This is a genomic window from Desulfoluna sp., assembly GCF_030145185.1.
Classification (GTDB): Bacteria; Desulfobacterota; Desulfobacteria; order Desulfobacterales; family Desulfolunaceae; genus Desulfoluna.
Genome location: NZ_JAQYWB010000019.1, coordinates 61764 through 87475, shown reverse-complemented (window position 1 = coordinate 87475; position 25712 = coordinate 61764). Strand labels below are relative to the sequence as shown.

Sequence of the window (25712 nt, the reverse complement as noted above, 5' to 3'; positions counted from 1 at the left end):
GGTATTCTGTCTGATTTTCTCACCCTTCGGGCGAGCCGGGTGCACTCATCTGCCGCGTTATCAGAGCTTTGAGGTAAACCACTACATCTTCAGCTCTGATGCCTTGCATATGAGCGCACCCAACTCGTGAAATATCCGGGCTAAGTAAGACTTTTTTTTGTACGATGTGTTGGCTTGTGCTGCATCTCCGTTTATAATAACGGGGTGCAGCATTTTTTTTTGTGTAAGGGGCCGCCTCAAGAGCTGCTCTGTTTTCTCTTCCTTTGTGCCCGTCAACCACCCTGTCAGAGCTCCCATTTTCTTTTTTGCCTTTCTTAACCCGTGTCCCAGGTGACGTCGATGAAAAAAAAGACGAATTCCCGGCTCCATGAACGCGAATTTCAGGCGCTGTTCGATAATCTTCCGGCATTGGCGGCCTATGTGAGATTCGATGAGATCTATCTCTTTGCGAACCGGCAGTATGAAAAGCTGAGAGGATGGGCGTGTCGGGATATTGTCGGGAAATCCATGGCCGATGTGTTGGGGCCTTTGGTGTATGAAAAGGTGAAACCTTTTGTTCTGAAGGCCCTTTCAGGTGTGGCCGTCTCTTTTGAGGTGGAACTGCCCTTTGCGGACGGGGGGCTGCGGTGGCTGTTTGTGGAGTATAAGCCGGAGATTGATGACAAGGGCTTCGTGAAGGGTTTTATCGCTCTTGCCACGGAAATTACCCGGTTGAAGCTCTCCGAGCAAAGTTTGAAATCCAGTGAGAAGAAATACCGGCAGTTGTTTGAACTGGCCCAGGAGGGCATCTGGGTGATTGACGTCGAGTCGGTGACGACCATGGTCAACCCGTCCATGGCCAGGATGCTGGGGTATTGCGAAGAGGAGATGGTGGGCAAGGTTCTCTTTGATTTTATGGATGCGCAGGCGCGTGAGCAGGCCACTGAAAATATTATGAGGCGCAACGGGGAACTTGGTGAATACGCTCGATTTGAATTTATCCGGAAAGACGGGGTCCGAGTTTACACAACCATGCATTCGGCTCCTATGTATGATGAACATGGGCGGTATGCCGGAGCCATTGCCGGAATTATTGATGTCACCCAGCGGAAAAAGGCGGAGGAAGAACGCACGCAGCTGGAAAATCATTTGATTCAGGTCCAGAAGATGGAGGCCATCGGCACCCTGGCCGGTGGCATCGCCCATGATTTTAACAACATTCTCTCTGTGGTGGTGGGCTTCTCCGAGTTGGCCTGTGAGGATGCCAGGCAGGGGTCGGTGCAGCTTGAAAATCTCGGGGAGGTTCTTTCAGCCGCCCGGCGGGCCCGGGATCTGGTGTCGCAGATTCTTATCTTTGCCCGGCAAGGGGATGTGGAGGTTCGGCCGGTTCGTTTTTCCACTATCTTGAAAGAAGCGGTGAGGTTTTTACGATCCACCCTTCCGTCCTCCATCGAAATTACCACCCGTATAATCTCGGATGCCAATGTGATGGCCGATCCGACTCAGTTGCATCAGATTATTATGAACCTGGGCACGAATGCGGCCCATGCCATGGGGGATAAAGGACACCTGACTCTTTGTCTGGAAGAGAAGACGCTGGGTGAGCGGGAGGTGCGTCATGCCCCGGAGGCAAAGCCCGGACGCTTTTTAAGGCTCCGGGTCTCGGACACGGGGTGCGGTATTGTCTCCTCCCTTGTTGCGTCGATTTTTAACCCCTATTTTACCACCAAGGACAAAGGGGAAGGTACCGGCTTGGGGCTCTCCGTGGTGAAGGGGATTGTGGATCAGATGAAGGGGATGATTGAGGTGGTGACGGTCCTGGGGGAGGGGAGCAGCTTTGATGTATTTGTTCCCCTGCTGGCGTGGGAAGCTCAGGATAAGGATCTCACGGGAAAAAGGGTGATCGGAGGCCATGAACGGGTTCTTTATGTGGATGATGAACCGGCCATCACTTTGATCGGGAAGGGGCTCCTTGAAAATGTTGGGTATCGGGTGGAGGTTAGCCAGAGTGCCATAGAGGCCTTGGAGAGGGTCCGGGAAAATCCGGAAGCCTTTGATGTGATTATTACCGATCTCACCATGCCCCGTATGCGGGGGGATGCCCTTGCACGGGAGATTCAGGCCCTACGATCCGATCTGCCCGTGATTCTTTGCACCGGTCAGGATTTTCCCGTTCCCCAGGAGCATCTGCAGAAGATGGGGATCTCTGCTTTGTTGAAAAAACCCATCGGTCGCCAGGAGTTGGCTCAATCCCTTCGCGAGGTACTGGACAGGGGAAAGGGCACCTGATGGGGAGAGGTTCCTGATGGGACGCCCGGCTGATGATTAAGGAAGCGCCCGCGGGTGACACTTCGCCCGTCCCGGATCCGCCGGGTTATCCTTGCCGCGAGGTGTCTCGGCCGAAAGGAATGCCCAGTCGTCTCAGTTGGTGGCGCAGGGTGCTGGGGTGAAGGCCCAGGAGGGCCGCTGCGCCGTTTTCTCCTTGTATTTTCCCCTTTGCCCGGTTCAGAACGTGGATGAGATGCCGGGTGATGACCGTCTCAAGGAGAGTGGGGTCGTCCGTCTGGAACCGATTATTCGTTTCGGTGGTCGGTCCGGGCGTGGTCATGTCGGAAAAATAGAGGGGCGTGTTGCGACTCCCTGAGTAATTGCGAATGAGTTCACGCTCCACGGCGTTCTCCAGCTCACGGACATTGCCGGGCCAGTGGTGCCCCTGGAGCCGTTCCAGGGCGCCGGGGGCCGGGACCGGGCAGTAGGGCAGCTTCATCTCGTGACTTTTTTTTTCGATGAAGTGATTTACCAAGGCTGGAATATCGGCTTTTCTCTCCCGCAAGGGGGGAATGGTGACGGGAAAAACGCTGAGCCGGAACCAGAGGTCTTCCCGGAAGGTATGCTCCCGGACCATGGCCCCAAGGTCCCGGTGGGTGGCGGTGATGATGCGCACGTCCACCTGAATCTGTTCGCTTCCCCCCACCCGTTCAAAAGTTTGGGTTTGAAGCACCCGGAGCAGTCTCACCTGGGCAGCATGGGGCAGCTCGCCGATTTCGTCAAGAAACAGGGTGCCGCCATGGGCCCGCTCAAACCGGCCTCTTTTCCGCGAGAGGGCGCCGGTGAAGGCCCCCTTTTCGTGTCCAAACAGTTCACTGTCCAGCAGGCTCTCGGGGATGGCTCCGCAGTTGACCTTGATAAAGGGCCCGGAAGCTCGCGGTGACCGGTAATGAAGGGCGTTGGCGATGACCTCTTTGCCGGCACCCGTCTCTCCCAGGAGCAGCACCTGGCTGTTAAGCGGTGCCACCTGCCTCACTTTTTCCATCACATCCTGAAGACCAAAATTTTCCCCGATAATGGTGTCTCCGCTCATGCGGTGGAGCTCGCTGGTTAAAAACCGGTTGTCGTCTTTGAGCATCTCCTGGAGGCGCAGCACCTCCTGATATCTTAGGGTGTTGCTCATGGCCACGGCAAAGGGGTCGTGGAGCAGGGAGAGGAGCCGGGCGTGCTCTTCGGTGAACTGTCCCTTTTGCAAGGCGCTGACGGCCACCACCCCCAATCGCTGATTTTTGGTCATGAGGTGCAGAACAGCCGATGAGAAGTCGGACGTGATGCCCATCTGTATTGCCACGCGTTTCGCCACCGGGTTGTCATCGGGCAGGTGGCTCAGGGTGGTTTGGCAGCACTGGGATTCGATATAGCCTACCTCACTTTCGGAGAGCTGGATAATGGTCCCTGGAGGCATGAGGGGAACACCGGCCTGGGCCACGGAGCAGATCCCTGGGATGGCGGGGTCCAGGTAATCCAGGGTGATATTATCGGCCGGCATGTAACGCTGCAGAAAGGTGAGGCACTCATTGAGGGCTTCGTTTATGTCGATGCTTCCACAGATGGCCAGGGTGGCCTCGTGGAAAAATTGGATGTCATCGGTGCGGGGCATGTTTGGGGCTCCATGGTTAAAGCCTGTTGAGGTCGTTTAGCCCGGATATTTTATGAGAAAATGATCAAGCCAAGACAATAAAACGATTATTACAGTGGCAGCTATGATGCCTTGAATATGGGTGCACTCGACTCGTGAAATATCCGGGTTAGGGCCTTTTGCCCTTCGTGCGAGGCGTCACTGTGAACCCTTCACGACGGCCTCTGTGTTCATCGTAGGTGAGGGCGCGCAGATTTCAAAATGTCATATAAGATATATATCGAAGATAAATACCATATACAACATTTTAAAGTGTCTTATGTGGTGCCTCTTGAAGAGGGCTCGTCCTAATTCACTGAAAATAAACAACAAAAATCATGGCACGGTTTTGGCAAACAAAATGGAGAAGAGTGCCGGTGGCGGCTTTTCTCCCCTTTCTCTGTTTCTTTCGGGTGAGAACCGGTGGTGAGCCCGGGGAGGCACCGCCGTCTGATTTACTTTTGGGCGGCACGGATTCCCCCTCCTTTTTTGAAAGGCTGGGAAGGTGGGACGATTTTCTGCGTTTCTGGACTTTTTATGGTGTGCCATTAACCAGGGTCATTTGCAGTGGGATGGAGCAAGAGACATGGATTCCAGAGAAGAGATCACGGTGAGGCTGACGGACTTGGGGAGCAGCCGCAATATTCCCCTGCTTTTTACCCGATTTTGTAAGGGGTACTGGGCTGGGGATGCCTGCCGGCTTTATCGGAACGCACGGATTCAAAACGATTGGTCCGTGGTCATTGAGTGGTCCCGGGTCACGGATTTTCAGACGATGAAGACCGAGCGGGATTGGCTGGTGTGGGCCCTTGAGAACTTGGGGTCTGTGCATGTCTCCTTATGGGAACAGTGGAAGTAAAGAGTGACTCGAAAGTGATGCATAGGGCGGGCGTTGCTGCGTTTCGGCAATGAATGAATCATACAGATCGTATGAACAACAACGAACAGGAACGACGAATGATGAAACGAAAAGGGAAGATGATAGTGCGGGCAGGGCTTCTGCTTCTGGTGGGGTTGATTTCGGCTCTGGCCCTGGCGGGCTGTTCGGAGAGTGAGGCGATTAAGATCGGGGAGGCGCAAGGAGGGCGTCCGGTCAAGACGGTGACTCTGGCCGGAGGCGATCAGAAAACGGCGTGGCGTTTTCCCGGGGCGGTGCGCTCCTTGCGGGATGTGGAGCTCTCCTTTCGGGTGGGCGGGCCTGTGGTGGCGATTACCGTGGACAGGGGGCAAAAAGTTCGCAAAGGGGCGGTGATTGCCCGCATCGATCGCCGTGATTTTGAGGTGGCGGTGAAGACCCTTGCGGCCAATCTCGCTGTGTCCAGAGCTCAGTTGAAGGAGGCGGAGCACCAGTACAGGCGTTATGAGACCTTAAGCGCTCAGAATGCTGCGGCCCAGGCTACCTTTGATGGCATCATCGCGGCTTATGAGGTGGCAAAAGCCAGTGTGGACGCCTCCGGCAAACGGCTTGAAGAGGCAAAAAACAGCCTGAACGACACCGTCCTTATCGCTCCCTTTGACGGGTATATTCATCGGAAATATATCGACAGCCATGAGACGGTGGCCCAGGGCCAGCCTGTGGTTTCGTTGGTGGACCTGGATCATCTGGAGGTGGAGGTGGCCATTCCTGAGGGGATGCTCCCCATTATTCGAGAGGTCGGCAGCATTGCCTGCCAGTTTGACGCCCTGCCGGGTGAGACGGTCTCAGCCACGGTTAAAGAGGTCTCCAAGACCCCGAACCCTTCGAATCGTTCTTATCCCCTTTACCTTACCCTTAACGGCAACGACGATCATCGGATTCGCCCGGGGATGGCCTCCGAGGTGACCTTGACCGCCCGTGGTCGACAGGTCGGGTTCCTTGTACCGGAAACCGCGGTGGTCAACACGTCTCAGGCCAGCACCTTTGTCTGGGTGGTGGATGAAAAGGAGATGTCGGTACGTCAGGTCCCGGTGCATTTGCTGGGCATGGCTCAATCAGGGCTTCGTGTTGACGGCGCCCTTGAAGAGGGCATGCGGGTGATCGCTGCTGGCGCGCGGGGACTGACAGAGGGTCGCAAGGTGCGATTGCTGCCGGCACCCAGCCCCACCAATGTCGGTGGGGAATTGTAAACGCGTGCCTCCGGCGGCGAGGTGAGCTACCTCGAAAGCTGCTTGCGAATGCGCTTTGCTCCCTTGTCACGGCGTAGTCGGCTTTTAAGCGAAGACGGATCGCTTGTCGCGCCGTAGACCACTGACGTGGGTTGAATGGTGATGGGCGGACTTGTCACGCCGGAGGCTTTTGCGTAGGCGGATTCCTCGGGCCAAATCACATCCGCATTTGGGCCGAGGTAATGCTGAAAGATAGTTAAGGCCTGTTTGTTAAACTTTTCAAAAGTTTAGCCCCCGGCAGGGCCGCCGGAGGCATATTTTGATCTAAATAAAGGAAAGAAGGGATGAACTTGCCCGATTTTTCGTTGCGTAATCAGACAACCGTGGTTTTTGCCATGGTGCTTCTGCTCCTGGGGGGCACCTGGGGCTATTTTCACCTCGGCAAGCTGGAAGATCCCGTGTTTACGGTCAAGACGGCCATGGTGATGACCCTTTACCCCGGGGCCTCCCCCCATGAGGTGGAGCAGCAGGTGACCCGGGTGATTGAGGAGGCGGTGCAGGGGGCCGATGAGGTGGACAAGGTGCGCTCGGAATCCCGCGCCGGTCTTTCCCTGGTCTATGTGGATTTGAATGAGTGGATCCGATCCGATGAGCTTCAGCAGCTCTGGGATATGCTGAGACGGAAGGTCGAGGCAAGTCAGGGCAAGCTGCCGAAGGGCGCGTTGCCATCTGAAGTGATGGATGATTATGGGGATGTGTACGGGCTCTTTATGGCCCTGTCGGCAGATGGGTACTCCCTGGCTGAGTTGAAGACGTATGCCGACTATATCCGGCGGGAATTGATGCTGGTGCCCGATGTGGAGCGGATCACCTTTTACGGGATTCAGCCGGAGGTGGTGACCGTCGAGGTCTCCCGGGCCCAGTGTGCCACCCTGGGCATTGCGCCGTCCCGCATCGCCGGGATGCTTTCCGCCCAGAACGCCATCGCACCGGCAGGGGCCATGGATATGGGCAGTTATCGGGTCCGGATAGACCCTTCGGGGGTCTTTGCCTCTGTGGAGGCGATTGGCGGGCTGGTGATTCAAGGGGAGGGAGAGGAGCAGGTGTTTTTAAAGGATCTGGCCACCATCTCCCGGGAGTATCAGGCACCGGCAGAGCCCATGATGCGCTTTAACGGCAGGCCCGCTATCGGGATCGCTGTTGCGGCTGCGGGGGGAGCCAACGTGGTGACCCTGGGAGAGGCGGTGAACCACCGCCTGACGGATCTTATGGCCGGTCTGCCTGTAGGAATTGATCTGGACAAGGTCTACTACCAGTCCGATTTCGTGAAGAATAAAATTGAGGGGTTCATGCTCAACCTGGCGGAGTCCGTGGCCATCGTTGTCGGGGTTCTGCTCGTCACCATGGGGTTTCGAAGCGGCTTGATCATCGCGGCCAACCTGGTCTTGACCATTATGGGGACCTTTCTGGTGATGCTGGTCTTGGGGATTGACCTGCAGAAGATCTCCCTGGCGGCGTTGATTCTTGTGATGGGCATGATCGTGGACAACGCCATCGTGGTGGCGGACGCCGGGCTCGTCAACCTTCAGAAAGGCAATGACCGTTTCTCAGGAATTGCCGATCCTACCCGGCAGAGCGCGATGCCCCTTCTGGGGGCCACCGTGATCGCCTGCCTGGCCTTTTTTCCCATCTACATGGCCCCCACCAACACCGGTGAGTTCTGCGCCAGCCTTTTTCAGGTGGTGGCCATCGCCTTGATGATCAGCTGGGTCCTCTCCATGACCCAGACGCCGGTGTTCTGTTATCGGTTTCTCACCGTTCCGAAAGGGAAGAAGGGCAGTGAACTTCATGTCGGTGTGTTTTTTCGCGGCTATCGGCGATTGCTGGCGCTGGCCCTGAGGCACCGTCTGGCGACCCTGGGCTTGATGGTCGGGCTCCTGGTCCTGGCCGGGGCCGGGATGGGCATGGTGGAGAAACGGTTCTTTGCCGATGCCGACACGGCTCAGTTTGTGGTGGACTACCGGCGGCCCGAAGGCTCCCGTATTGAAGCGGTCTCCGATGATCTTAAACTGGCGGAATCCTTTCTTCTGGAGTTGCCGGGCGTGACCGGCGTGGCCACCTGTGTGGGCCAGGGGCCGCCCCGCTTTATGAACTCCGTCAACCCCGAGCCCAAGCTCGCCAGCTACGGGCAGTTGATCATCAATGTGGATGATTACCGAAAGATAAATGGGATGATGGCGACGATAGAGCCCTGGTTCGCCGAGACCCTGCCGGAAGGGGAGCCTCATATCGCCAAGTACATCAGCGGCCCCAAGGCCGACTACCGGGTGGAGGCGCGTTTTACCGGGCCTGACCCGGCCGTGCTGCGTTCCCTTTCGGAGCAGGCCAAAGCGGTGATGGCAGACAGCCCCAACGCCATGAATGTCACGGATGACTGGCGGGAGCGGACCCTGGTCTGGGAGGCGCTCTATGCGCAGAACAAGGGGCGACGGGCCGGCGTGGAGCGGACGGATCTGGCCCGGGACCTTCTGGGGGGCACAGACGGCCTTCTTGTGACCCATTATCGTGAGAAGAATCACCTGATTCCTGTGAAGGTGGTTTATTCATCCCCTGATCAGACGGACCTGTCGGCGTTGCCCGTCTGGGGGGCGTCCTCAACCGGTGTGCCCGTGGCCCAGGTGACCGAAGGCAGCGGTCTGGTGTGGGAGGATCCTGTGATTCGTCGCTACAACAGGCGCCGAGTGATTCGCGCTCAGTGCGATCCCGTGGGGAACCTGACCTCTGATACCCTGCTGGCGCAGATTCGACCGGCCATTGAAGCCCTCCCCCTGCCTGCCGGCTATACCCTGGAATGGGAAGGGGAATATGAACTCTCACAAAATGGGAATGAGGGGGTGAAAGCCTTTTTACCGGTGAGCCTGGTCGCCATGGTGATGATTCTGGTGGGACTGTTCAACGGGATCCGTCAGCCCCTGATGATTTTCGTGACCCTTCCGCTGGCCCTTGTGGGCATGGCCGCTGGCCTGCTTCTCTTCGGGCAGCCCTTTGGGTTTCTCGCCATGCTGGGGGCTTACAGCCTCATTGGCATGATGGTTAAAAATGCCGTGGTGCTGATTGACCTGATTGATGAGGACATCCGTGGGGGCAAAGAGCCTCTCGACGCCGTCAAAGAGGCCTCCCTTGACCGGGTGCGTCCGGTGATGCTGGCGTCCATTACCACGATTTTCGGGATGATTCCCCTGGTATTTGACGTGATGTTTGTTTCCATGGCCGTCACCATTATGGTGGGGCTGGCCTTTGCAACGGTGCTTACCCTGGTGGTGATTCCCGTGCTCTACACGCTCTTTTTCAGAATTCAGACCGGAATGCCGGTAGGGGAGGTGGCATCATGATCAAGCGATACATTGTCTGGGGATGGATCGCCACACTCTGTGCTGTCCTCGTTTGTGAGGGCGGCGCCTGGGCCACGGAGAAGATGACCATTGACGCTGTGGTGGGGCAGGCCCTTCGCCGTAATCCAGCCGTGGCCGGGGCGGAGGCCGAGCTGGCGGCTTCCAAGGAGGTCCTGATCAGTGCCCGGGCCGATCGGCTGCCGTCCCTTTCTGCCGGGTACTCCTGGACAGGCCTCCATCGGGAGCCCATCCAGAAGAGTGTGGGGGGTGATTTTCCTGTGGGGTACCGGAAGCAGTCCGGTTGGGATGTCCAGGTGGCCCAGCCCCTGTTCACAGGGTACGCCCTGAAATCTGCCCATGGCCTGGCCCGACTCGGGGTGGACGCCGAAGGGCTGGAGCGGCGAGAAACCTTTCAGCAGTTGGTTCTTGCCACACGCCAGGCCTGCCATCGGCTGCTTCTGGCCCAGCGGCTCCTGGCTGTGGCTGAAGATGAGGTGGCCTCACTCACGGATCATAAACGGGTGGCCACGTTGAATCACGGGCAGGGCCTGATCCCCTTAAACGACCTGCTAAAATCCGAGGTGGCCCTGGCCGGAGCTGTGCAGAACCGCAACCGGGCCGAATCAGAGGCCGAGAAAGCCCGCATCGCCATCAACCGGCTCATGGCTCGAGCGCCCTCCACCCCTCTGGCCTTAGATGAGGTGCACGTCCCACCGGTCTGGAGCCAGGAGGCAGAGACGCTTGAAGGGCTGGCCGTCTCACGGCGACCCCGGGTCTCCCTCCTGCGCCTGGGGGTTCGTCAGGCCAGCCTTGGAGAGACCGCGGCCAAAAGCGGCTATTACCCCACCGTATCGCTGGTGGGGCGCTATGCCAAAAACGGCGAGGCTCCCTTTCCCGATGAGAATGCCTTTACCCACACCGATTCGGCCAGCCTGACGCTTGAAGCCTCCTGGACCCTCTGGAACTGGGGCAAGACTGGGGCAGGGGCCGCAGAAAAGGCTCACCTCCGGCGGGCTGTGGAGGCCGCCTTGTCCGATGCCGAGGCCGCGGTCCGGCAGGATGTGCAAAATGCCCTGCTGGATCGCAGCGTGGCCCGAAAGAACATCAACACGGCGGAACGGTCCCGTGTGCAGGCCCGTGAGAACTGGCGCATCACCAAGGTACAATACGATCAGCAGGTGGCCACCTCCACGGATGTGATCGACGCCCGAAGCTACCAGACCTCCGCCGACTCCAATTATTATCAGGCCCTGTACGCTTACATGGATGCCCTGGCCGTGCTGGACTACGCCACAGGGGAGCCCGTGGCACCGATGAGTCCTTAACGTTGATTTGTATCAGCGATTTTCAATTTGACGAGAGCCTTTTCGGCCCTCGTCGTTCGGTTTCGAAAGGTCTGAACAGCCTTTCGGAAGGTAAGTCTCCTTAGCGACCAGGGAGGGGCTGTGATTTTGGCCCCTCCCTGCTTCAGTAAATAATGATGCCCGCCTGGAGTCTGAATATGATATAGTGTGTTCGGTAAATATAATAATGACAGGTATCTATCCATGATAAAAAATATCCTTTCGAATCTCTTTTTTCGAACTGTCGCCTGGTGTTTATTTTATGCCTTCCTGACAGGAGGGATGGCTCTTTGTATTATTTGGGAAGCGGTCTATACGGATCTGAGCTCTCTTTTCAGTGAGAATTCGGTCCTGGAATATCTTCAGGTCACGGCCCTTTTTTTTACCCTTATATGTGTCTGTTTATCGGGTCAGCGGGATCCCTCCCGGGGCCCCCTTGTCGCGCTTTTGGCGGGCGCTGCAAGCATCGCCTGCATACGGGAATTTGATTTTTATCTGGACCGATGTTTTTTTGACGGCGCCTGGCAGCTTCTGGCTGTGGTCACCGCTTTTTCTGCTATCACCCGGGCCGGACGATATCCTGATGGGTTGAGGGCTTCCCTCCACGATTTTTTGGGCAGGTCAAGCTTTGGGCTGATGGCCGGGGGTTTTATGACGGTCTTTGTTTTTTCGAGGCTCTTTGGCTGGCAGGTGCTCTGGAGAGCGATTATGGGGGATGGGTACATGCGGGTCGTGAAGAATGCGGTGGAAGAAGGGACGGAGCTTCTCGGCTATACATTGATACTCATCGGTGCAATGGAGTTTCTTCGAGAGACCGTCCATGCCGTTGAAAAGGCACACCGTGTGGATATTGCGATTGATCATCTGCGGCAAAATGGGATAAACTAACTGTTCAAAGTAAGCGCGGCTGTGCCCATGCCGCCCGGGGAGGAGATCAGAGCAACCCGACATCAGAACCCGTTGGCGAGAGTGGAGGGAGGATGATGACGCAGGAACAGACGACCATACGCCGGATGGAGCAGGAAGAGCTGGCCCTTGCTATTTCGTGGGCCGGTCAGGAAGGGTGGAACCCGGGGATTCATGACGGGGCCTGTTTTTACGCCTGCGACCCGGAAGGGTTCTGGATGGCCGAAGTGGATGGCGAACCGGTGGCGATTCTCTCCTCCGTTCGATACGCGACCCGAATTGGTTTTATAGGCTTTTATCTGGTCCGGCCGGATTGCCGGGGGATGGGGGTGGGGCGCGTGGTGTGGCGCCAGGGCATGGATGCCTTGTCCGATTGCACGGTGGGCCTGAACACCGCCTCTTCCTGTGAAGCCAAATATGAAAAAATGGGGTTCAAGACCGCCCATCGCGTGATCCGCTACCGCGGGGATGCCGGGGGCGTGCTTCAATCGGACCCTTACCTGCTGCCCCTCACCGATATCCCTTTTGATCGCGTGGTGGCCTTTGATACGACTTTTTTTTACGGTCAGCGCGAATCTTTTCTCGCCTCCTGGATTACGCGGCCCGGGGTCATCGCTTTAGGGATTCTTCAGGACGGTCACTTGGCCGGTTACGGTGTCCTGCGCCAGGCCTGGGATGGTTTTCGCATCGGTCCTCTCTTTGCCGTGAACCCGGCCCACGCTCACCGGCTTTACAACGCCCTTAAAGCCTATGGTGGCGAAGGACCGGTCTATATAGACATGCCGGATACCAATCCCAATGCCCTGGATCTCGCCAGAGAATTCGGGTTGGAGCCTGTGAAGGAGACGGTGCGCATGTACCACGGAGCGCCTCCTCCCCTGCCGCTTTCTGGGATCTATGGACTGACGTCGTTGGAGCTTGGCTGATCAGGAGTTCTCATTACTCAGCAATAAAGAGGACGGGGCAGAGAGCATCGTTTCGGCCATTGAAAAAGACCCCGCCCCTATTGCCGATGGCCTATTGCTCTTTCCATGGCCGGCGTGACATCCCCTACACAAACAAAAAGAGCGTGATTCGTTTGAATCACGCTCTTTTTTTATCGAACGGGGCGCTGCCCTGCACGCCTGCAGAGGCTGCATGGGGCATGGCTTCCCTGCTTATTTGTCTTTGGTAAAGTAGACCACCAGGCTCTTGCCCATGACCGGGTTCAGGAGCCGGTCCATGAACTTGGTGATTTTAGGCTGAGAGAGGATGTCCCACTCCAGAAATCGTTTGTACAGGTTGACCGCCCAGTGATCGGTCCGGGTGGGGCCGACCAGGCATTTCAGCCACCAGTAAGGGGCGTGGATGCTGTGAGCATGGTGGGCGTTCCAGTAGGTGGCACCCTGTTTTTCGATGAGTTTTACCAGGGGCTTTTTCTTATAAATACGGACGTGACCCATGTTGGCGTTGAAGTATTCATCGGAGAGGAGCCAGCAGATCTTCTCGGGCCAGAAGCGGGGGACGGTGACCACGAGGTTATGCCCGGGTTTTAAGACCCTCAGGATCTCTTTGGCGGCCACATCGTCGGTGGGGATGTGTTCCATCACCTCTGAGCAGAGGACCACATCAAAGCTGTCGTCGGCAAAGGGGAGGTTGGTGATGTCTGCCATGGTAAAGGCCCAGGAACCCCCTTTGTGGGCGCCCAGGTGATCATGAAACTGAAGCCTTTTAACCCCTTGTTGCAGGTCTTCGTGGGAGAGGTCAGCCCCGATGGCGGTGACCTTTTCGTACTCGTAGGCGGCGCTGATGTGGCGGCCGGGGCCGCAGCCAATGTCCAGGATACGATAGCCGGGCTTGATGTCTAAAATATTAAATCTTACGGTAATCACGGATGGCCTCCCTGTATGCTGCCACGGTCTGTTCTGCGGCATTTTTCCATGTGAACTGCTCGTGAACACGCTTGTAGCCCGCCTCACCCAGTTTTTTTGCCTTCTCGGGGTTATCGAAAAGTTCGCAGATGGCCTTGGCAAGGGCCTCTGGATTCTCGGGCGGGACCATCATGGCCGCATCTCCGGCCACTTCGGGGAGAGCTCCTCCGGTGGTGCTGATGACTGGAATCCCGCTGGCCATGGCTTCACCCACGGGCAGGCCGAACCCCTCATAAACGGAGGGCACCACGGCGATGGAGGCCTTGGCGTAATGTTCCCGGAACTCCTCGTTGGAGACCCGGCTGGTGAAATCGATGAGGTGGCCGATATCCAGCTTCTTCACCAGCTTTTCGATGCCGCCGCCCTCTTTGGGGGTGCCGATGACGGTGAGGCGGATGTCCCGCTCTTGGCTGATCGCGTGTACCGCCTGGAGGAGATAGTAGAGTCCTTTTAAAGGGGTGTCCGCGCTGTTGGTGACGATGAGACGGTTCGGCTCTCGCTGGATGTGGGGCAGGGGATAAAAGAGCTCGGTGTTGATGCCGTTGGGCACCACGTGGAACCGGTCTGCCGGAACGTTGAACTCTGCGTGGATATCCGTTTTGGAGAACTCGGAGACCGTGATGAACTTGGGCAGTCTTTTGACCACGCGTTTCTGCATGCCGATGAAGGAGTACCATCTGAGGTGTTTCAGTTTCTTCCAGAAGCTTCGTACACTGCGTATCGCGATCTGGCGATCCCGTGTGATCGGATGGTGGATGGTGGCTACGGTGGGGACCTTGCGGCTCAGGGCCCAGATTCCATAGGAGAGGCTCTGGTTGTCGTGGATGATGTCAAATTCGTCGACGCGGTTCTTCAGGTGATTGTAGGCCCGGTACCCAAAGGTCTTGGGCTCCGGGTAACCCATGGTGGAAATACTGAGCCATTCCAGGAGATTGATGGGGTTACACAGCTCTCTGGCGGTGGGCGTTCTGAAGGGATTTTCCGCGTTGTAGAGATCCAGGCAATCCAGCATGGTGAGTTTGGCCGTCGAATTCAGGAGGGGGTCCGGAGGCCCGGCAACCACTTCTACGTGGTGTCCCAGTTCCGTGAGGGCGCTTGCGAGGTTCCTCACATAGACACCCTGGCCGCCGCAATGGGGATTGCTGCGGTAACTGATGATACAGATACGTAAGGGGCGATTTGAATCACAGGTCATACCGCTACCTCCCAAGAATATTGCCTGACGTCCTTGCACATAAAAAACTCCTCACCTTCTGAGGGCCTCGGGGGTCACCGAGGCCAGGGTACTGCCATTACTCTGGATATGCTTGAAACCTTAAAGATGTGCCGTGAACCGTGGCGAAAGCATAAGAAACTATACTTACCCAACGGCCTGAAACGAGGTCAAGCACTTTTTAGTATGTGGTAAAAATGGTCTACAAAACTATCAATGATAGCTGGAGTGGCAGACGTTATATCGGGGATGTTCTGGCACCTGGTTTTTTGAAGCGGCTTCCCCTTGCGGGCCGGATCTTACCCTGATAGCAATAGAATGTTCCTGCCTTAAAAAAACAAGAAACGGCGGGTCCCTTTTACAGGTATTGACCTGCCACCCGAGGAGAGACGATGAAGAATCCCATTGATACCTATTGGAGAACGCGCCTGGACTCTGTAAAGGCGCGCCTTGAAGAGAATAACTTTACCGTGTTTATCGCAGATGCGCCGGAAGATGTTCAAGGCATCGTAAAAGAAGAGATTCTTGCCAAATCAGACGGGAAAACCATCTCCTGGGGCGGTTCCCTGACCCATGTGGAGACGGGGCTCTACGAGATGTTGAAGAACACCGCAGGCCTTGAGGTGCTGGATACCTATGATAAAAATTTCACCCCGGAAGAGGGCCTTGAGAGGCGAAGGCAGTCCCTCCTCTCCGATCTTTACGTCACCGGCACCAACGCCCTCGCCGAAGACGGCTATCTCGTTAACCTGGATATGATTGGCAATCGGATCGCCGCTCTCACCTTCGGCCCCAAAGAGGTGATTGTCCTGGTGGGGCGAAATAAAATTGTTCCCGACCTGGAATCCGCCATGGACCGCGTGAAGAATTATGCGGCTCCGGTTAATGCCATGCGTCTGGATAAGAAAACCCCCTGCGCCAAAACGGGCATCTGCCATGACTGCAAAAGCCCGGACCGTATTTGCAACAGCTGGTCCATCATGGAAAAATCATTTCCCAAAGGCCGGGTGAAGATCATCCTTATTAACGCCGATCTGGGTTTTTAAAAAGAGGCCTCCTGCGGCCTTGTCTGCGGCGAAGCCCTGAGGGTGCAGAAAGAAAAAAAATGTGATAGAGTCATCGGCGGCTGCGATTGCCAAACTGCAATCCCAGCCGTTTTTTATGCATGAAACCGACAACTCAAAGACAAAACAGAAGGTGGTAGACCCATGGTCGTAGATTTCAAAAAAGTGAGCTATATCCTTGCCCAGAGCATCGGCGGCGACTTCAAGCACAAAGGCTTTGACATTGACGCGGAGATTTTTTGCGACTCCTTTAAAGCTGCCATGCGAGGCGAGCAACCCACCATGCCTCCCGGTGAGATGCAGCAGGTGATGATGGCTTTCCAGCAGATGCTCCAGGAAGAGGCTCAGAAAGCCCAGAGCGAAGTGGGGGACAAAAATCGCGCTGAAGGCCGCAAGTTTCTCGGCGAAAACGCCAAAAAAGAGGGCGTGGTTGTGACCGAATCCGGTCTTCAGTACACCGTGGTGGAAGAGGGCTCCGGCAAGAGCCCCAGCTCCAAAGATCAGGTCACGGTTCACTACGAAGGCCGCCTCTTGGACGGTTCCGTCTTCGACAGCTCTTACAAGCGGGAGCAGCCCGCCACCTTTCCTGTCAACGGTGTGATTGAGGGATGGCAGGAAGCTCTTCAGCTGATGAAGGAAGGCGCCAAGTACGAGCTGGTGATTCCCGCATCCATCGGTTACGGTGCCCAGGGCGCCGGCGATGCCATCGCTCCCCACGCTACCCTTTGCTTCACCGTGGAGCTGATCAAGGTTCTCGGGTAGCACGCAGCACCCGCTTTGCCCGGCAACACCACGCAGTGAATACAATGCGCAGGTCCCGTGGCCAGGACGTTTAAGCAAAAACCCTCGTTGAGCATGGATCAACGGGGGTTTTTGTTTGGCAGAGGCCGTCCCGTATTCTGGGGAGAGCCGGGACGTGAAATATCCGGGCTAAATGATTTGACATATGTTTGATGTCCAACTATATTGCCCAACAGCAAGTGTGGGGCAACGAAGGAATGGGAAGCGGTCCTTTTATCAGGCTTTTGGGAGGATGAGGAGGGTTTGATCGTTGGTATTGCGTTCGTCTGTGGCAAATCTATTTCAATCAAAATGACGTATTTACACTTGTTGTAAGTGGCTTGTAGGCTCTTCCGGTATCCCTCTGTCACATGTCGAGAAGGACCCGGGGTATGTCCCCTATGTAACGCTGAACAGTTGTGACGTTTTTTTTAATTAGTTTGATATCAAACCTAACAGGGGCCTTTGCATCATGCAGAGCGCCTGACTGACACAAAAAGGCGAATCGTATGAATTCTGGCATGGTTTCTTTGATCCCGGTAACGCTCACCCTGCTCCTGTCGTTTTATTCCAGGAACGTTATTCTGGCCCTGTGTGCCGGGGTGTTTGCAGGCGGTGTCCTGCTTGATCTGGCCCACGGCACCCTCTTTGCCGGAATCAACAGCATCACCTCTGTGTTTGAGAGCAGCGGGTCTGCCAAGGCCATTCTTTTCGTTTTGTTGACAGGCTCACTGGTTCATGTGCTGGAGCAGTCGGGGGGAGTGAAAGGGTTTGTCCGGCTTCTGACGGAAAAGCAACACGCGGTGAAGAGTGCACGGGGGGCGGAAGTCCTCGCTTATCTGCTTGGGATGATCCTGTTCGTTGATACCACATGCTCCATTGTGGTCAGGGGGGTCTCGATGAAACCCTTCTTCGATACGTATCAAGGGGACCGGGAAAAGCTGTCCTATATACTCGATTCCACGGCCTCATCCGTTGGGTTTTTGTTACCCGCCACCAGTGCAGGGGCTTTTCTTGGTGCGTTAATCGGGGTTCAGGTCTCCAGGGGGGTGATCCATGGCGATCCTTTCAGCTTCGTGCTTCAGGCCGTTCCGTTTCAACTCTATTCCATGGTCTCCATTCTCATCGTCGGTTTTACGATTGTTACGAGAAAATCCGTGGTTTCGGCAGGGCGGGACCTTGGGGACAAAGAGGTCGTACCCCACCCCGAAATCACCCAGAGCACCGTGGAACCGAAGGCCATTAACTTGCTGTTGCCCCTGGGGCTCTTTGTCACCGGTATTTCCGGGCTCGTACTTCTGACCGGCGACGGGTCCACCGCCATTTTTACGGGAATCATTTTGACACTGATGGCGACCGGCGCCTTCTACAAGGTCCAGGGTCTTGCAGACACCCAGGAGTATATGAGGTGGTGCATCCAGGGGATGGCTTCTTATCTTGAGATTTCCCTGATTTTGACCCTCTCTTTTGCTTTGAGCGATCTGTTGAATCAATTGGGGACGGGCGCTTACCTGGCTGGGTTCGGGCAGCATGTGACGCCAGCCTTCGTACCGGCCATGGTTTTTGTTTTCGGTGCTCTTATCTCTTTTATGAGCGGAACAGGGGGCGGAACCCTCTCTATTCTGGTTCCCCTCTCGATCCCCCTGGCCGTCGCCCTGGGTGTCAACGTTCCTCTGGTGATCGGGGCCTGCAGCTCCGGGGCCGTCTTCGGGGATCACTGCTCCCCCATCTCCGATACCACCGTTCTGGCCGCCAAAGTCTCGGAGGTGGCGGTTATGGACCATGTCAGGGCTCAGATGCCCTTTGCTTTGATCGGTGGCCTGATCAGTCTTTTGATGTTTTTAGCCCTGGGGATTGCCTTTTAGCATCCGCATACACTGAATTTAAAAACGGGAAGTGATGATGAACATAACGGACATTTACGGAAAATTTGATCGGATTGGTTGCCTTGTTTTTGCCACGCTTGACAAGGATACCCCGCAAACACGGATCGCCCATCTGTTTGCCTGCGATGACGAAGGCCTGTATTTTCGGACCATGGTCACCAAGGCCTTTTACAAACAGCTGAAAGAGACGGGAAAGGTGTCTATCTGCGGCATGTACCCGAGCACTCAGGTTCGTCATGATGAGGAAGGCATGCCCTGTTTTGATCCGGGGTATACCATTCGTGCGACCGGTGACATCAAGGAGGTCGCTCTTGAAACGCTTCGAGGTAAGGGTGAAGGAGATGAGAGGTTCAAGCTTGGGGTCATGGATATTGAACGGTACCCGGCCATGACCACCTTTTGCCTCCACCGTGCCTGGGGAGAGGTGTACGATTTTGATTTTGACATGGCGCATCGGTCCCACAAGTTGCTGCGAATCCCTTTTTCTTTTGGCGGGCAACCGGTTCCGTTTCAGGGGATGCGTATCACAGATGCCTGTCTTGGGTGTGGGGCATGTATGGACCACTGCTCCTTTAAAGCGATCTCTCAGGACCAGGATCAATTCGTGATTGATCCTGTCAGATGCGATGTCTGTGGAGACTGCTACACGGTGTGCCCGAACCACGCGGTGGAAATTGTTATCGAGGGCGCTGCGGCATCATATGAACGGGAGGGCTGCCATGTGTAAAACCGCTTGACGTCTGTTTGACGTAAAATTATATATGCGGGCAGAGGCATTGACGCAAAGGATTGACGCGAAGGAGTCGACAGTGAAGACGGATCACATTATCGCCCTGATCTCTCAGGTCAGGGAAAAATCGAACGCATTTATCCTGAGCAAGCTCAAAGAGCTGGGTATTGAGGGACTGGCTCCTTCCCACGGGGCCATTCTCGTTAATCTCTTCAGGGAGTCCCCCCTGGCCATGAAAGAGCTGGCGCTCAGGATCGGCAGGGACAAATCAACCCTGACCTCTCTTGTGAATAAGTTGGAGAAGCTCGGGTACGTTGAAAAACAAAATGATCCCTCTGACAGTCGGGTGACCCTCATTGCCCTGAGCCTTTCAGGAGACGAGTTGCAGCCCGATTTTGACTATGTCTCCGCCAAATTGCTTGGCCGGGCATTTTACGGGTTCAGCGAGCCGGAGAAAGAGCAGGTGGTGCGGCTTTTGGAACGCATGAAAGGCAATTTTTAAAGCGAGTACCGTCGCCTTCAGGGCGATGGCTTTTTAACGCAGCAGGTCGACAAAGACGCTGCTCCACTCTGTGGTCCGGATCCAACTGGACCTTCTTTCCGTATGGTCTGAGCGTCGCTCGAAGATATCGCGTTTTTCTTCTTCAAACAAAATGGGTTTCAGTCGACGGTCTGTTTGATTACGGCGGTCAAAAAGTTTGCGGGCGATACGTTCTTTTTCCGGCATGAGCTCTCCTTTGGAAGAACCTGGGTGTGAAAATCCGGTGCGTGGGGGACCTTACCTTGAAGAAAGGGGCGCTTTGGGTGGACACAGGGGAGCGGCGGTTTGTTATCTACAATAAATCAAGGCTGATAAAATTTAAATAAGAATGTGCCTGCTGACTCTCACCCTGGTTCGGTCTCACGCAAAAAAACGAAGAATTCACATCAAAATGCCGCTGTTATTTGACCCGAAGACCAAGGGTTAAATGACAACGGCAGTCTGCTTTCAAGGGGGCTCACCTTACGGCCGGAGGCCTCGGTTTTTGTACGTTTGATGCCGGCCCTTACATGATTTTATGCGTGCCATCTTCCAAAACATGCTCTTTAAGCTTGGCATGGGAGATATCTCTGGACAGCACGCGCCGTGAATTCGGTCCTGTGAGAATGGTTCCTTCCATGAGTAGGCCGGATGAATGAACCTCGGGTCTTTTCCCCTGCTTTGTGGTCCAGGAAGCCACGGCATGGTACTGCTTTTGAAGCTCTGCCCAGGCTTTTTCAAGGGGGACGATCGTCTCTTTCATACGGTCAATCGAGTCGCACAGGGCGTCATCTTGTGTGAAGTGTTCATGTATTTGGGTATCAACGGCGTGTAATTTTTTTTGCGTGGCGAAAAGCTGGTGTTTATTTTCATCCTTTCTTTCACGGTCCGGCTGTTTCAGGCCGGCCTCGTCTCGAAGCAATTGTTCATGCATGCTGACAAGGGAGGCTGTTTTGCTTTGAAGGGTGATCAGTCTGGATTCAAGGCCGGTTAAAAGGAGCTGTTCTTTGTCGAGCTTTTCTTTTGCCGATTTGAGCCGAATAGTCAGGTTGGTCAGGACATTTTTCACGTGGTCATTGACGCCGATTTTAAGGTGGCAGGGCCGGGAAACACCCGTTCCCACATTTTTGATAAAAAAACCCTTGAGGGCGGCAATTTCAGAAGAAATAATTTCCCCTCGTTTGTTGACGAAGCGGCCACTCAAGCGAAGGTTCGAGTCCATGATTTCATGGGCGATAATCACGTCTCCGAAGGCATCAATTTGTGAGTTGGAGACGTACTTGGCCTGAAGGCTGCCCTCAACGCTGACCTGGGAGTCGATAATACCCTCGGTGATCATGACCCCGGAGGATGCCTGGATGATGGCTCCTTTGAGGGCTCGGGCGGTGATATGCATTCCCTGGACACGAAAGCCCTCATGGACCACCCCTTTGATGAGAATGTTTCCATTAAAGATGATGTGGCCGGTGCGTAATCCGACATCCCCCTCAATGAGGATCTCTGGAGCCACGGAGACCGTTCCATCCAAAGCCAGATGGGGGGATCCATCACGCGCTGCATAGATCGCGAGGTTATCCGGAGAAAGAGAGGTCCCGGGACCTGCAGAGAGCATCTGACCGGTTGGCACAGGGGTCTTTATCTCTTTGCCCTGGACAGTGATTCCGGGGGTCTCCATCACAGAGGGAATCATTTCAGCCAGAAGGGTTCCTTCCCGTGTGAAGGGGATGGTTCCCCGGTTTTTGTAGTCGATGCGTCCATCAGCGCTGATTTGTCCTGCACACAAATAGTCTGTTTCAAAATGATACTGAAGGGTGGGCGCTCTGCCCGGGACCGGTTTTCGGCCATGGGCCACCTGGAGGGTGTTTGTCGGTTTGTCGAGTTGGGGCAGGAGGGTGGTGAACCAGGTCTCATCGGCCAGTCCGAAAACAATTCCGGATTGGGTAGCCATGTACCTTAAATGCGGATACGTCAAGGCACCAGCTTCCGCGCGGGTCAGGGTCAGGGTGGCTGATAAGCCGTCTTCTGAAATTTGAATCTGCAGGTTTTCCATTTCTGGAGATACCGGTGCGGCTTTGAGGGGGGGGGAGGCTCGACCCTTTTGTGTTCCGGAGATACGATGGCGCTGTCCCCCAAGATGAGCTGGTGAATTTTTTCCGCATCGGAACCCGAGAGCCGTTTTTTGATGACCAGAATTTCTGAAATGCTCCGGATCTTCCGGGTGGCTTTAAATTCCTCCAACTGCTGATGGAAGGCCCCCTGGAGGTCTTGTCCGTTGAGCATGCCCAACTCCATGGCCAGTTCACCAAATTGTTTGTCGGTGATTCCGATGTCCTCGATCGATTTCATCATACGCAGTCTGACGATGACATCGGGGGGCACCCATTCCTTGAGGACTAAAATTTCATCGAGGGAGCTCCTTTTTCCGGCATTGAGGTCATCCTTGAGTTGGTTCAAGGCCTCTCGAAGCCTGGCCTTTGTAATATAGCCGCTTTTGACCACAAATTTTCCGAACTCGACGCTGTTTTTCAGTTGCCTGTAAAGGTGGCGTTTGACCCATCTTTTTTTGGGGGTTACGGAGCGGGGGGATGCATCCACCGGACCTCGACCCTGGGATTGGAGAATCTCATTGCATTGATCGAGGGTTAACAGTCCGTTGTCCAGGAGGATGTCACTGACGAGACGGACCCCTGCTTTTTTGCGCCCTTTGTCCTGGATTGCCAGGGCCCGATGGACCTGATCTTCAGTGACTATTTTTTTTTCTAATGCAATGGCGAGGAATTTACGATCCAGAATGCGTTCGGTTGCCGCCATCAGATCTTTCAGTTTCTCTTGAGAAATCAGCTTTCGATCTAAGAGAATGGTGTCCAGGTTGGTTTTTTCATCGCAATCTTCCTGGTTCATCTCTTCTAAAATGGTTTCCAGCTGGGCGGGTTTTAACAGCTGCTCTTCAACGGCAATCATTCCGATGACATCTTGTTTCGTGTCAGGCGTCTCTGGATCCGCGTGCCGGGGAGGGTAGTCACTGGAAGGGAGAAACTTGTTCCGTTCCTGGTATCCGAACATAATCAGGTCGTAGTGCTGTTGTGACAGGTAGCCCTGCTCACGGAGCAGGTCTCCAATCTGGAGGAGTCGTGATTTTTTGAACTCTTCGGCTTGGGTTTTCAGCGCCTGGTCGATGGCATCGGAAGGAACGATTCCTTTTTCAAGGGCGATGGCTCCAAACTCCTGATCCAAAAAACGAACGGTCGCGGCAAAAAGATGATGCAGTGTGTGCAGGGAGATGAACCCCAACCGGTACAAAATGCTGTCCAGAGAGTGCTTTTTCCCGAGGGATTCGGCCATGGCTTGAACCTTGAGGGCGTAATTCAGCTGGGCTTCGGTGATCACCCTTTTGCTCAGGACAATGCGGGCCAGGGGAGAATAATCGGGGATCGTTGATGGGGCAGGTTCTTGAAAATTTTGGCCGATGGGATGGACCGACCGGTTCATTTCGTCCCGGTCTGCTGGCTTTGGGGGCACCTGTTTGCAATGTGGGCATGAGGTTGCAGTCATTAAATATTCCTCACAGGGTTTGCATTAAGGGCTTTTCCGCGTAATCGCAATGGCGCGGGGTGTGAGATCAGCCGGTGTCTGTTCTGCCCAAGAGACGAAAAAGGGTTCTGCCGGCAGAAGACAGGGAGATGGGTTTACACCGAATGGCTGATAGCACGATAAATATAATTTCTTGTGATGAAAAATGTTTTTTTACTAAATATCGGTTCTTTTCGCCTTTTTCTGAAATTGATTTTTTTTAACGATCTCATTAAAAGTCAGCTGAGTTTTAGATAGAAACCGATGCCGGGCATAATCCACGCTTTACGCTATGTCGTACTCTCCGTTTTCCATGGTTTTCTCCGTGAGACGGGGACGGATCATATTTTTTAACAGCACACGTTTCGAATGGGGTCCCGTCAGGAGGGTCCCTTCCATGAGAGTTCCCGAGGCCTGGAGTTGGGTTTTGCCTTTTTGATTCCTGGCCCAGAAGCTAAGAGCGTTATACTTTTTTTGAAGGGCTTCGATGGCTTCCTCAAGGGAGAGGAGCTTCCCTTTGATCTGGGTAATTTCATCGCTTAGCGTGTCATCCCGGTCAAAACAAACCTGTATCTGGGTCTCAATGGCTTTTAATTGTTCAGGGATCCCGCGGCTTGTTTTTACTATAAGAAGTTGTTCCTGCCTGTTGACCAGGGTGGCGGTTTTCCCCTGGAGGGTGGTCAGTTTCGCTTCAAGCCTTTTCAGGGCCTGGTTCTCTTTGTCCATTGATTTTTCGGTCGTTTTCAGTTGGTCCATCAGTTCGGCCAGCCACGCGTTGACGTGGTTATGGACTCCGATTTTAAGATGGCAGGGAGAGGACATGCCCGTGCCGACATTCCGAACAAAAAACCCCATCAGGGCGGCAATGTTCGATGAGATGATCTCACCCCGGCGGTTGATGCAGCGGCCACTCAAGCGCAGGGTGGAGTCCATAATTTCGTTTAAGACCACCACGTCCCCAAAGGCGTCGATCCGGGAGTTGGAGATGTATTTGGCTTGCAGGCTGCCTCCGGTTCTGATTCGGGCGTCTATGATTCCTTCAGTGACTCTCAGCCCTGCCGAGGCCTCGATCTGTCCCCCCCTGATGGCTCTCGCTGACACATGGATCCCTTGAACGTGAAATCCTTCTTGAACGGTGCCGGTGATCTGGATATTTCCGTTAAAATAGATGTGGCCGGTTCGCAACCCGACATCCCCCTCAACAAGAAACTCTGGCACCACGGAGATCGTGCTGTCCCATTCCGCATGGGGAGATCCGTCTATTTTTGCATAGACGGCCTGGCCATCCGGGGAGAGGAAGGCCCCGGATCCAACAGCGAGGGGGGGCCGGTCGGTAACAGGGGCGACTAGTGGTTCCCCTCGAACGTTGGTTCCGGGGGTCTCCAGACGCGATGGGGTGCTTTTTGCCAGCAGGGTGCCCGTCTTGACATAGGGGATGGTGCCCAGGTCCTCATCGTCGGTGTGCTCCTCCTCAAGGGTTTGACCGGCGCACAGGCAGTCGGTTTTAAAATGGTATTCGAGGGTGGCCTCCTCTTTTGAGACAGGCGCTTGGCCCTGAGCCACCAGGATGGCCCGTGATTTTGTATCGGGCTGCTGCAAAAGAGCGGTGAACCATGCCTCATCCACCAACCCGAAAACAATCCCTGCATCGGCGGCCAGGGTCTGCAGGTGCCGGTGAGTCATTGTATCCAACAGCTCATCAGGAACGATTAGGGTGGCCGATAAGCCGTCTTCGGACACGTTAATCCTCAGGGCTTCTATTTGCACGGGAAGTGCGGCTGCCTCTGGAGATTCACCGCCGTTTTTCTGGATGGGCTTCCGGGCTGCGGAAGGCGCGCTTTTTCTTTCGCTTATGAGGCGATGAATTTTTTCAGTGTCAGATCCCGCCAAACCGTGTTTAATCACCAGAATTTCTGAGAGACTTCGCAGTTCCTGATCATTTTTTACGTCATGGAGTTGCTGCCGGAAGGCTTCTTTGATGTCATGGCCTGTGATGAGTCCGAGTTCAATGGCCACCTCACCGAATTGTTTGTCTGTAGCCCCCCTTTGGGTTAACCCTTTGATCGTTCGCAGCATGGTGATGACGTTTTGGGGGACCCACTCTTTGATAACAAGGATGTCATCAATTGACGCTTTTTTCCCGGCGTTGAGCTCATCTTTCAGCCTGGTTAACGCCTCTCGGAGCTGGGCCTCGGAAATATAACGGTTTTTGACCATCATCTGGCCGAATTCCACCCCGCTCTTGAGTTGCTTGTACAGGGGACGTTTTATCTGCTTTATGGGGGCGACGTCTTTTTTTTGAGGGGATTCTATCTCGGTGTGTTGTTGGCTGCACAGAATGTCGTTGAACTTCATTTAAGAGGATCCAGGCCGTGTTTGTCATTTAGA

At 55.0% G+C, this 25712-nt stretch carries 19 protein-coding genes; 12 read left to right on the top strand and 7 right to left on the bottom strand.

Annotation, left to right across the window (positions count from 1 at the left end):
• The first annotated feature begins 339 nt into the window (after window positions 1-339).
• Window positions 340-2268: a PAS domain-containing sensor histidine kinase gene (locus Q1Q75_RS08210; protein WP_300669134.1), complete on the top strand. Its 1929-nt coding sequence runs from the start codon at window positions 340-342 to the stop codon at window positions 2266-2268.
• A gap of 85 nt (window positions 2269-2353) precedes the next feature.
• Here the strand turns inward: Q1Q75_RS08210 and Q1Q75_RS08205 are convergent, their stop codons facing one another.
• Window positions 2354-3907: a sigma 54-interacting transcriptional regulator gene (locus Q1Q75_RS08205; RefSeq protein WP_300669132.1), complete on the bottom strand. Its 1554-nt coding sequence runs from the start codon at window positions 3905-3907 to the stop codon at window positions 2354-2356.
• 604 nt (window positions 3908-4511) lie between these two features.
• On the opposite strand from Q1Q75_RS08205, the gene Q1Q75_RS08200 reads away from it, so the two are divergent.
• From Q1Q75_RS08200 to Q1Q75_RS08175, 6 genes are all read left to right on the top strand, one after another.
• Window positions 4512-4784, top strand: a complete 273-nt coding sequence (locus Q1Q75_RS08200) for a hypothetical protein (RefSeq protein WP_300669130.1) — start codon at window positions 4512-4514, stop codon at window positions 4782-4784.
• 98 nt (window positions 4785-4882) lie between these two features.
• Window positions 4883-6031: an efflux RND transporter periplasmic adaptor subunit gene (locus Q1Q75_RS08195; protein ID WP_300669127.1), complete on the top strand. Its 1149-nt coding sequence runs from the start codon at window positions 4883-4885 to the stop codon at window positions 6029-6031.
• Between the two features lie 323 nt (window positions 6032-6354).
• Complete coding sequence (locus Q1Q75_RS08190) at window positions 6355-9402, top strand: efflux RND transporter permease subunit (protein ID WP_300669125.1); 3048 nt, start codon at window positions 6355-6357, stop codon at window positions 9400-9402.
• On the top strand, window positions 9399-10727 hold the full coding sequence (locus Q1Q75_RS08185; RefSeq protein ID WP_300669123.1) for a TolC family protein: 1329 nt from the start codon (window positions 9399-9401) through the stop codon (window positions 10725-10727). Before Q1Q75_RS08190 ends, Q1Q75_RS08185 begins: the two co-directional genes overlap by 4 nt.
• A 300-nt stretch (window positions 10728-11027) precedes the next feature.
• Window positions 11028-11633 carry a hypothetical protein gene (locus tag Q1Q75_RS08180; RefSeq protein WP_300669120.1) on the top strand — a complete coding sequence of 202 codons (606 nt, stop codon included), beginning with the start codon at window positions 11028-11030 and terminating at the stop codon, window positions 11631-11633.
• A 92-nt stretch (window positions 11634-11725) separates the two neighbouring features.
• On the top strand, window positions 11726-12577 hold the full coding sequence (locus Q1Q75_RS08175) for a GNAT family N-acetyltransferase (protein ID WP_300669117.1): 852 nt from the start codon (window positions 11726-11728) through the stop codon (window positions 12575-12577).
• Between the two features lie 231 nt (window positions 12578-12808).
• Here the strand turns inward: Q1Q75_RS08175 and Q1Q75_RS08170 are convergent, their stop codons facing one another.
• Window positions 12809-13522: a class I SAM-dependent methyltransferase gene (locus Q1Q75_RS08170; protein ID WP_300669114.1), complete on the bottom strand. Its 714-nt coding sequence runs from the start codon at window positions 13520-13522 to the stop codon at window positions 12809-12811.
• A complete protein-coding gene (locus Q1Q75_RS08165; RefSeq protein WP_300669111.1) occupies window positions 13503-14756 on the bottom strand; it encodes a glycosyltransferase family 4 protein in 1254 nt (417 codons plus the stop codon). The genes Q1Q75_RS08170 and Q1Q75_RS08165 overlap by 20 nt, the downstream gene beginning before the upstream one ends.
• A gap of 410 nt (window positions 14757-15166) precedes the next feature.
• On the opposite strand from Q1Q75_RS08165, the gene Q1Q75_RS08160 reads away from it, so the two are divergent.
• From Q1Q75_RS08160 to Q1Q75_RS08140, 5 genes are all read left to right on the top strand, one after another.
• Window positions 15167-15820 carry a lactate utilization protein gene (locus Q1Q75_RS08160; RefSeq protein ID WP_300669109.1) on the top strand — a complete coding sequence of 218 codons (654 nt, stop codon included), beginning with the start codon at window positions 15167-15169 and terminating at the stop codon, window positions 15818-15820.
• Window positions 15821-15982: 162 nt separating this feature from the next.
• Complete coding sequence (locus Q1Q75_RS08155; RefSeq protein ID WP_300669107.1) at window positions 15983-16600, top strand: FKBP-type peptidyl-prolyl cis-trans isomerase; 618 nt, start codon at window positions 15983-15985, stop codon at window positions 16598-16600.
• A gap of 527 nt (window positions 16601-17127) precedes the next feature.
• Window positions 17128-18483 (top strand): Na+/H+ antiporter NhaC family protein, encoded by a 1356-nt coding sequence (locus Q1Q75_RS08150; protein WP_300669105.1) that lies wholly within the window; start codon window positions 17128-17130, stop codon window positions 18481-18483.
• 37 nt (window positions 18484-18520) lie between these two features.
• Window positions 18521-19231 (top strand): 4Fe-4S binding protein, encoded by a 711-nt coding sequence (locus Q1Q75_RS08145; protein WP_300669102.1) that lies wholly within the window; start codon window positions 18521-18523, stop codon window positions 19229-19231.
• 82 nt (window positions 19232-19313) lie between these two features.
• On the top strand, window positions 19314-19736 hold the full coding sequence (locus tag Q1Q75_RS08140; RefSeq protein WP_300669100.1) for a MarR family transcriptional regulator: 423 nt from the start codon (window positions 19314-19316) through the stop codon (window positions 19734-19736).
• A 33-nt stretch (window positions 19737-19769) separates the two neighbouring features.
• Here Q1Q75_RS08140 and Q1Q75_RS08135 read toward each other — a convergent pair whose 3' ends face one another.
• The 4 genes from Q1Q75_RS08135 to Q1Q75_RS08120 form a co-directional block, all read right to left on the bottom strand.
• Entirely contained in the window at window positions 19770-19961 is a 192-nt protein-coding gene (locus Q1Q75_RS08135; RefSeq protein ID WP_300669098.1) for a hypothetical protein, read from the bottom strand.
• A 319-nt stretch (window positions 19962-20280) separates the two neighbouring features.
• Window positions 20281-21804, bottom strand: coding sequence for a DUF342 domain-containing protein (locus Q1Q75_RS08130; RefSeq protein ID WP_300669095.1), 1524 nt, complete (start codon window positions 21802-21804; stop codon window positions 20281-20283).
• Window positions 21753-23243 carry a hypothetical protein gene (locus tag Q1Q75_RS08125; protein ID WP_300669093.1) on the bottom strand — a complete coding sequence of 497 codons (1491 nt, stop codon included), beginning with the start codon at window positions 23241-23243 and terminating at the stop codon, window positions 21753-21755. Before Q1Q75_RS08125 ends, Q1Q75_RS08130 begins: the two co-directional genes overlap by 52 nt.
• 366 nt (window positions 23244-23609) lie before the next feature.
• On the bottom strand, window positions 23610-25679 hold the full coding sequence (locus Q1Q75_RS08120) for a FapA family protein (protein ID WP_300669091.1): 2070 nt from the start codon (window positions 25677-25679) through the stop codon (window positions 23610-23612).
• Window positions 25680-25712 lie beyond the last annotated feature (33 nt).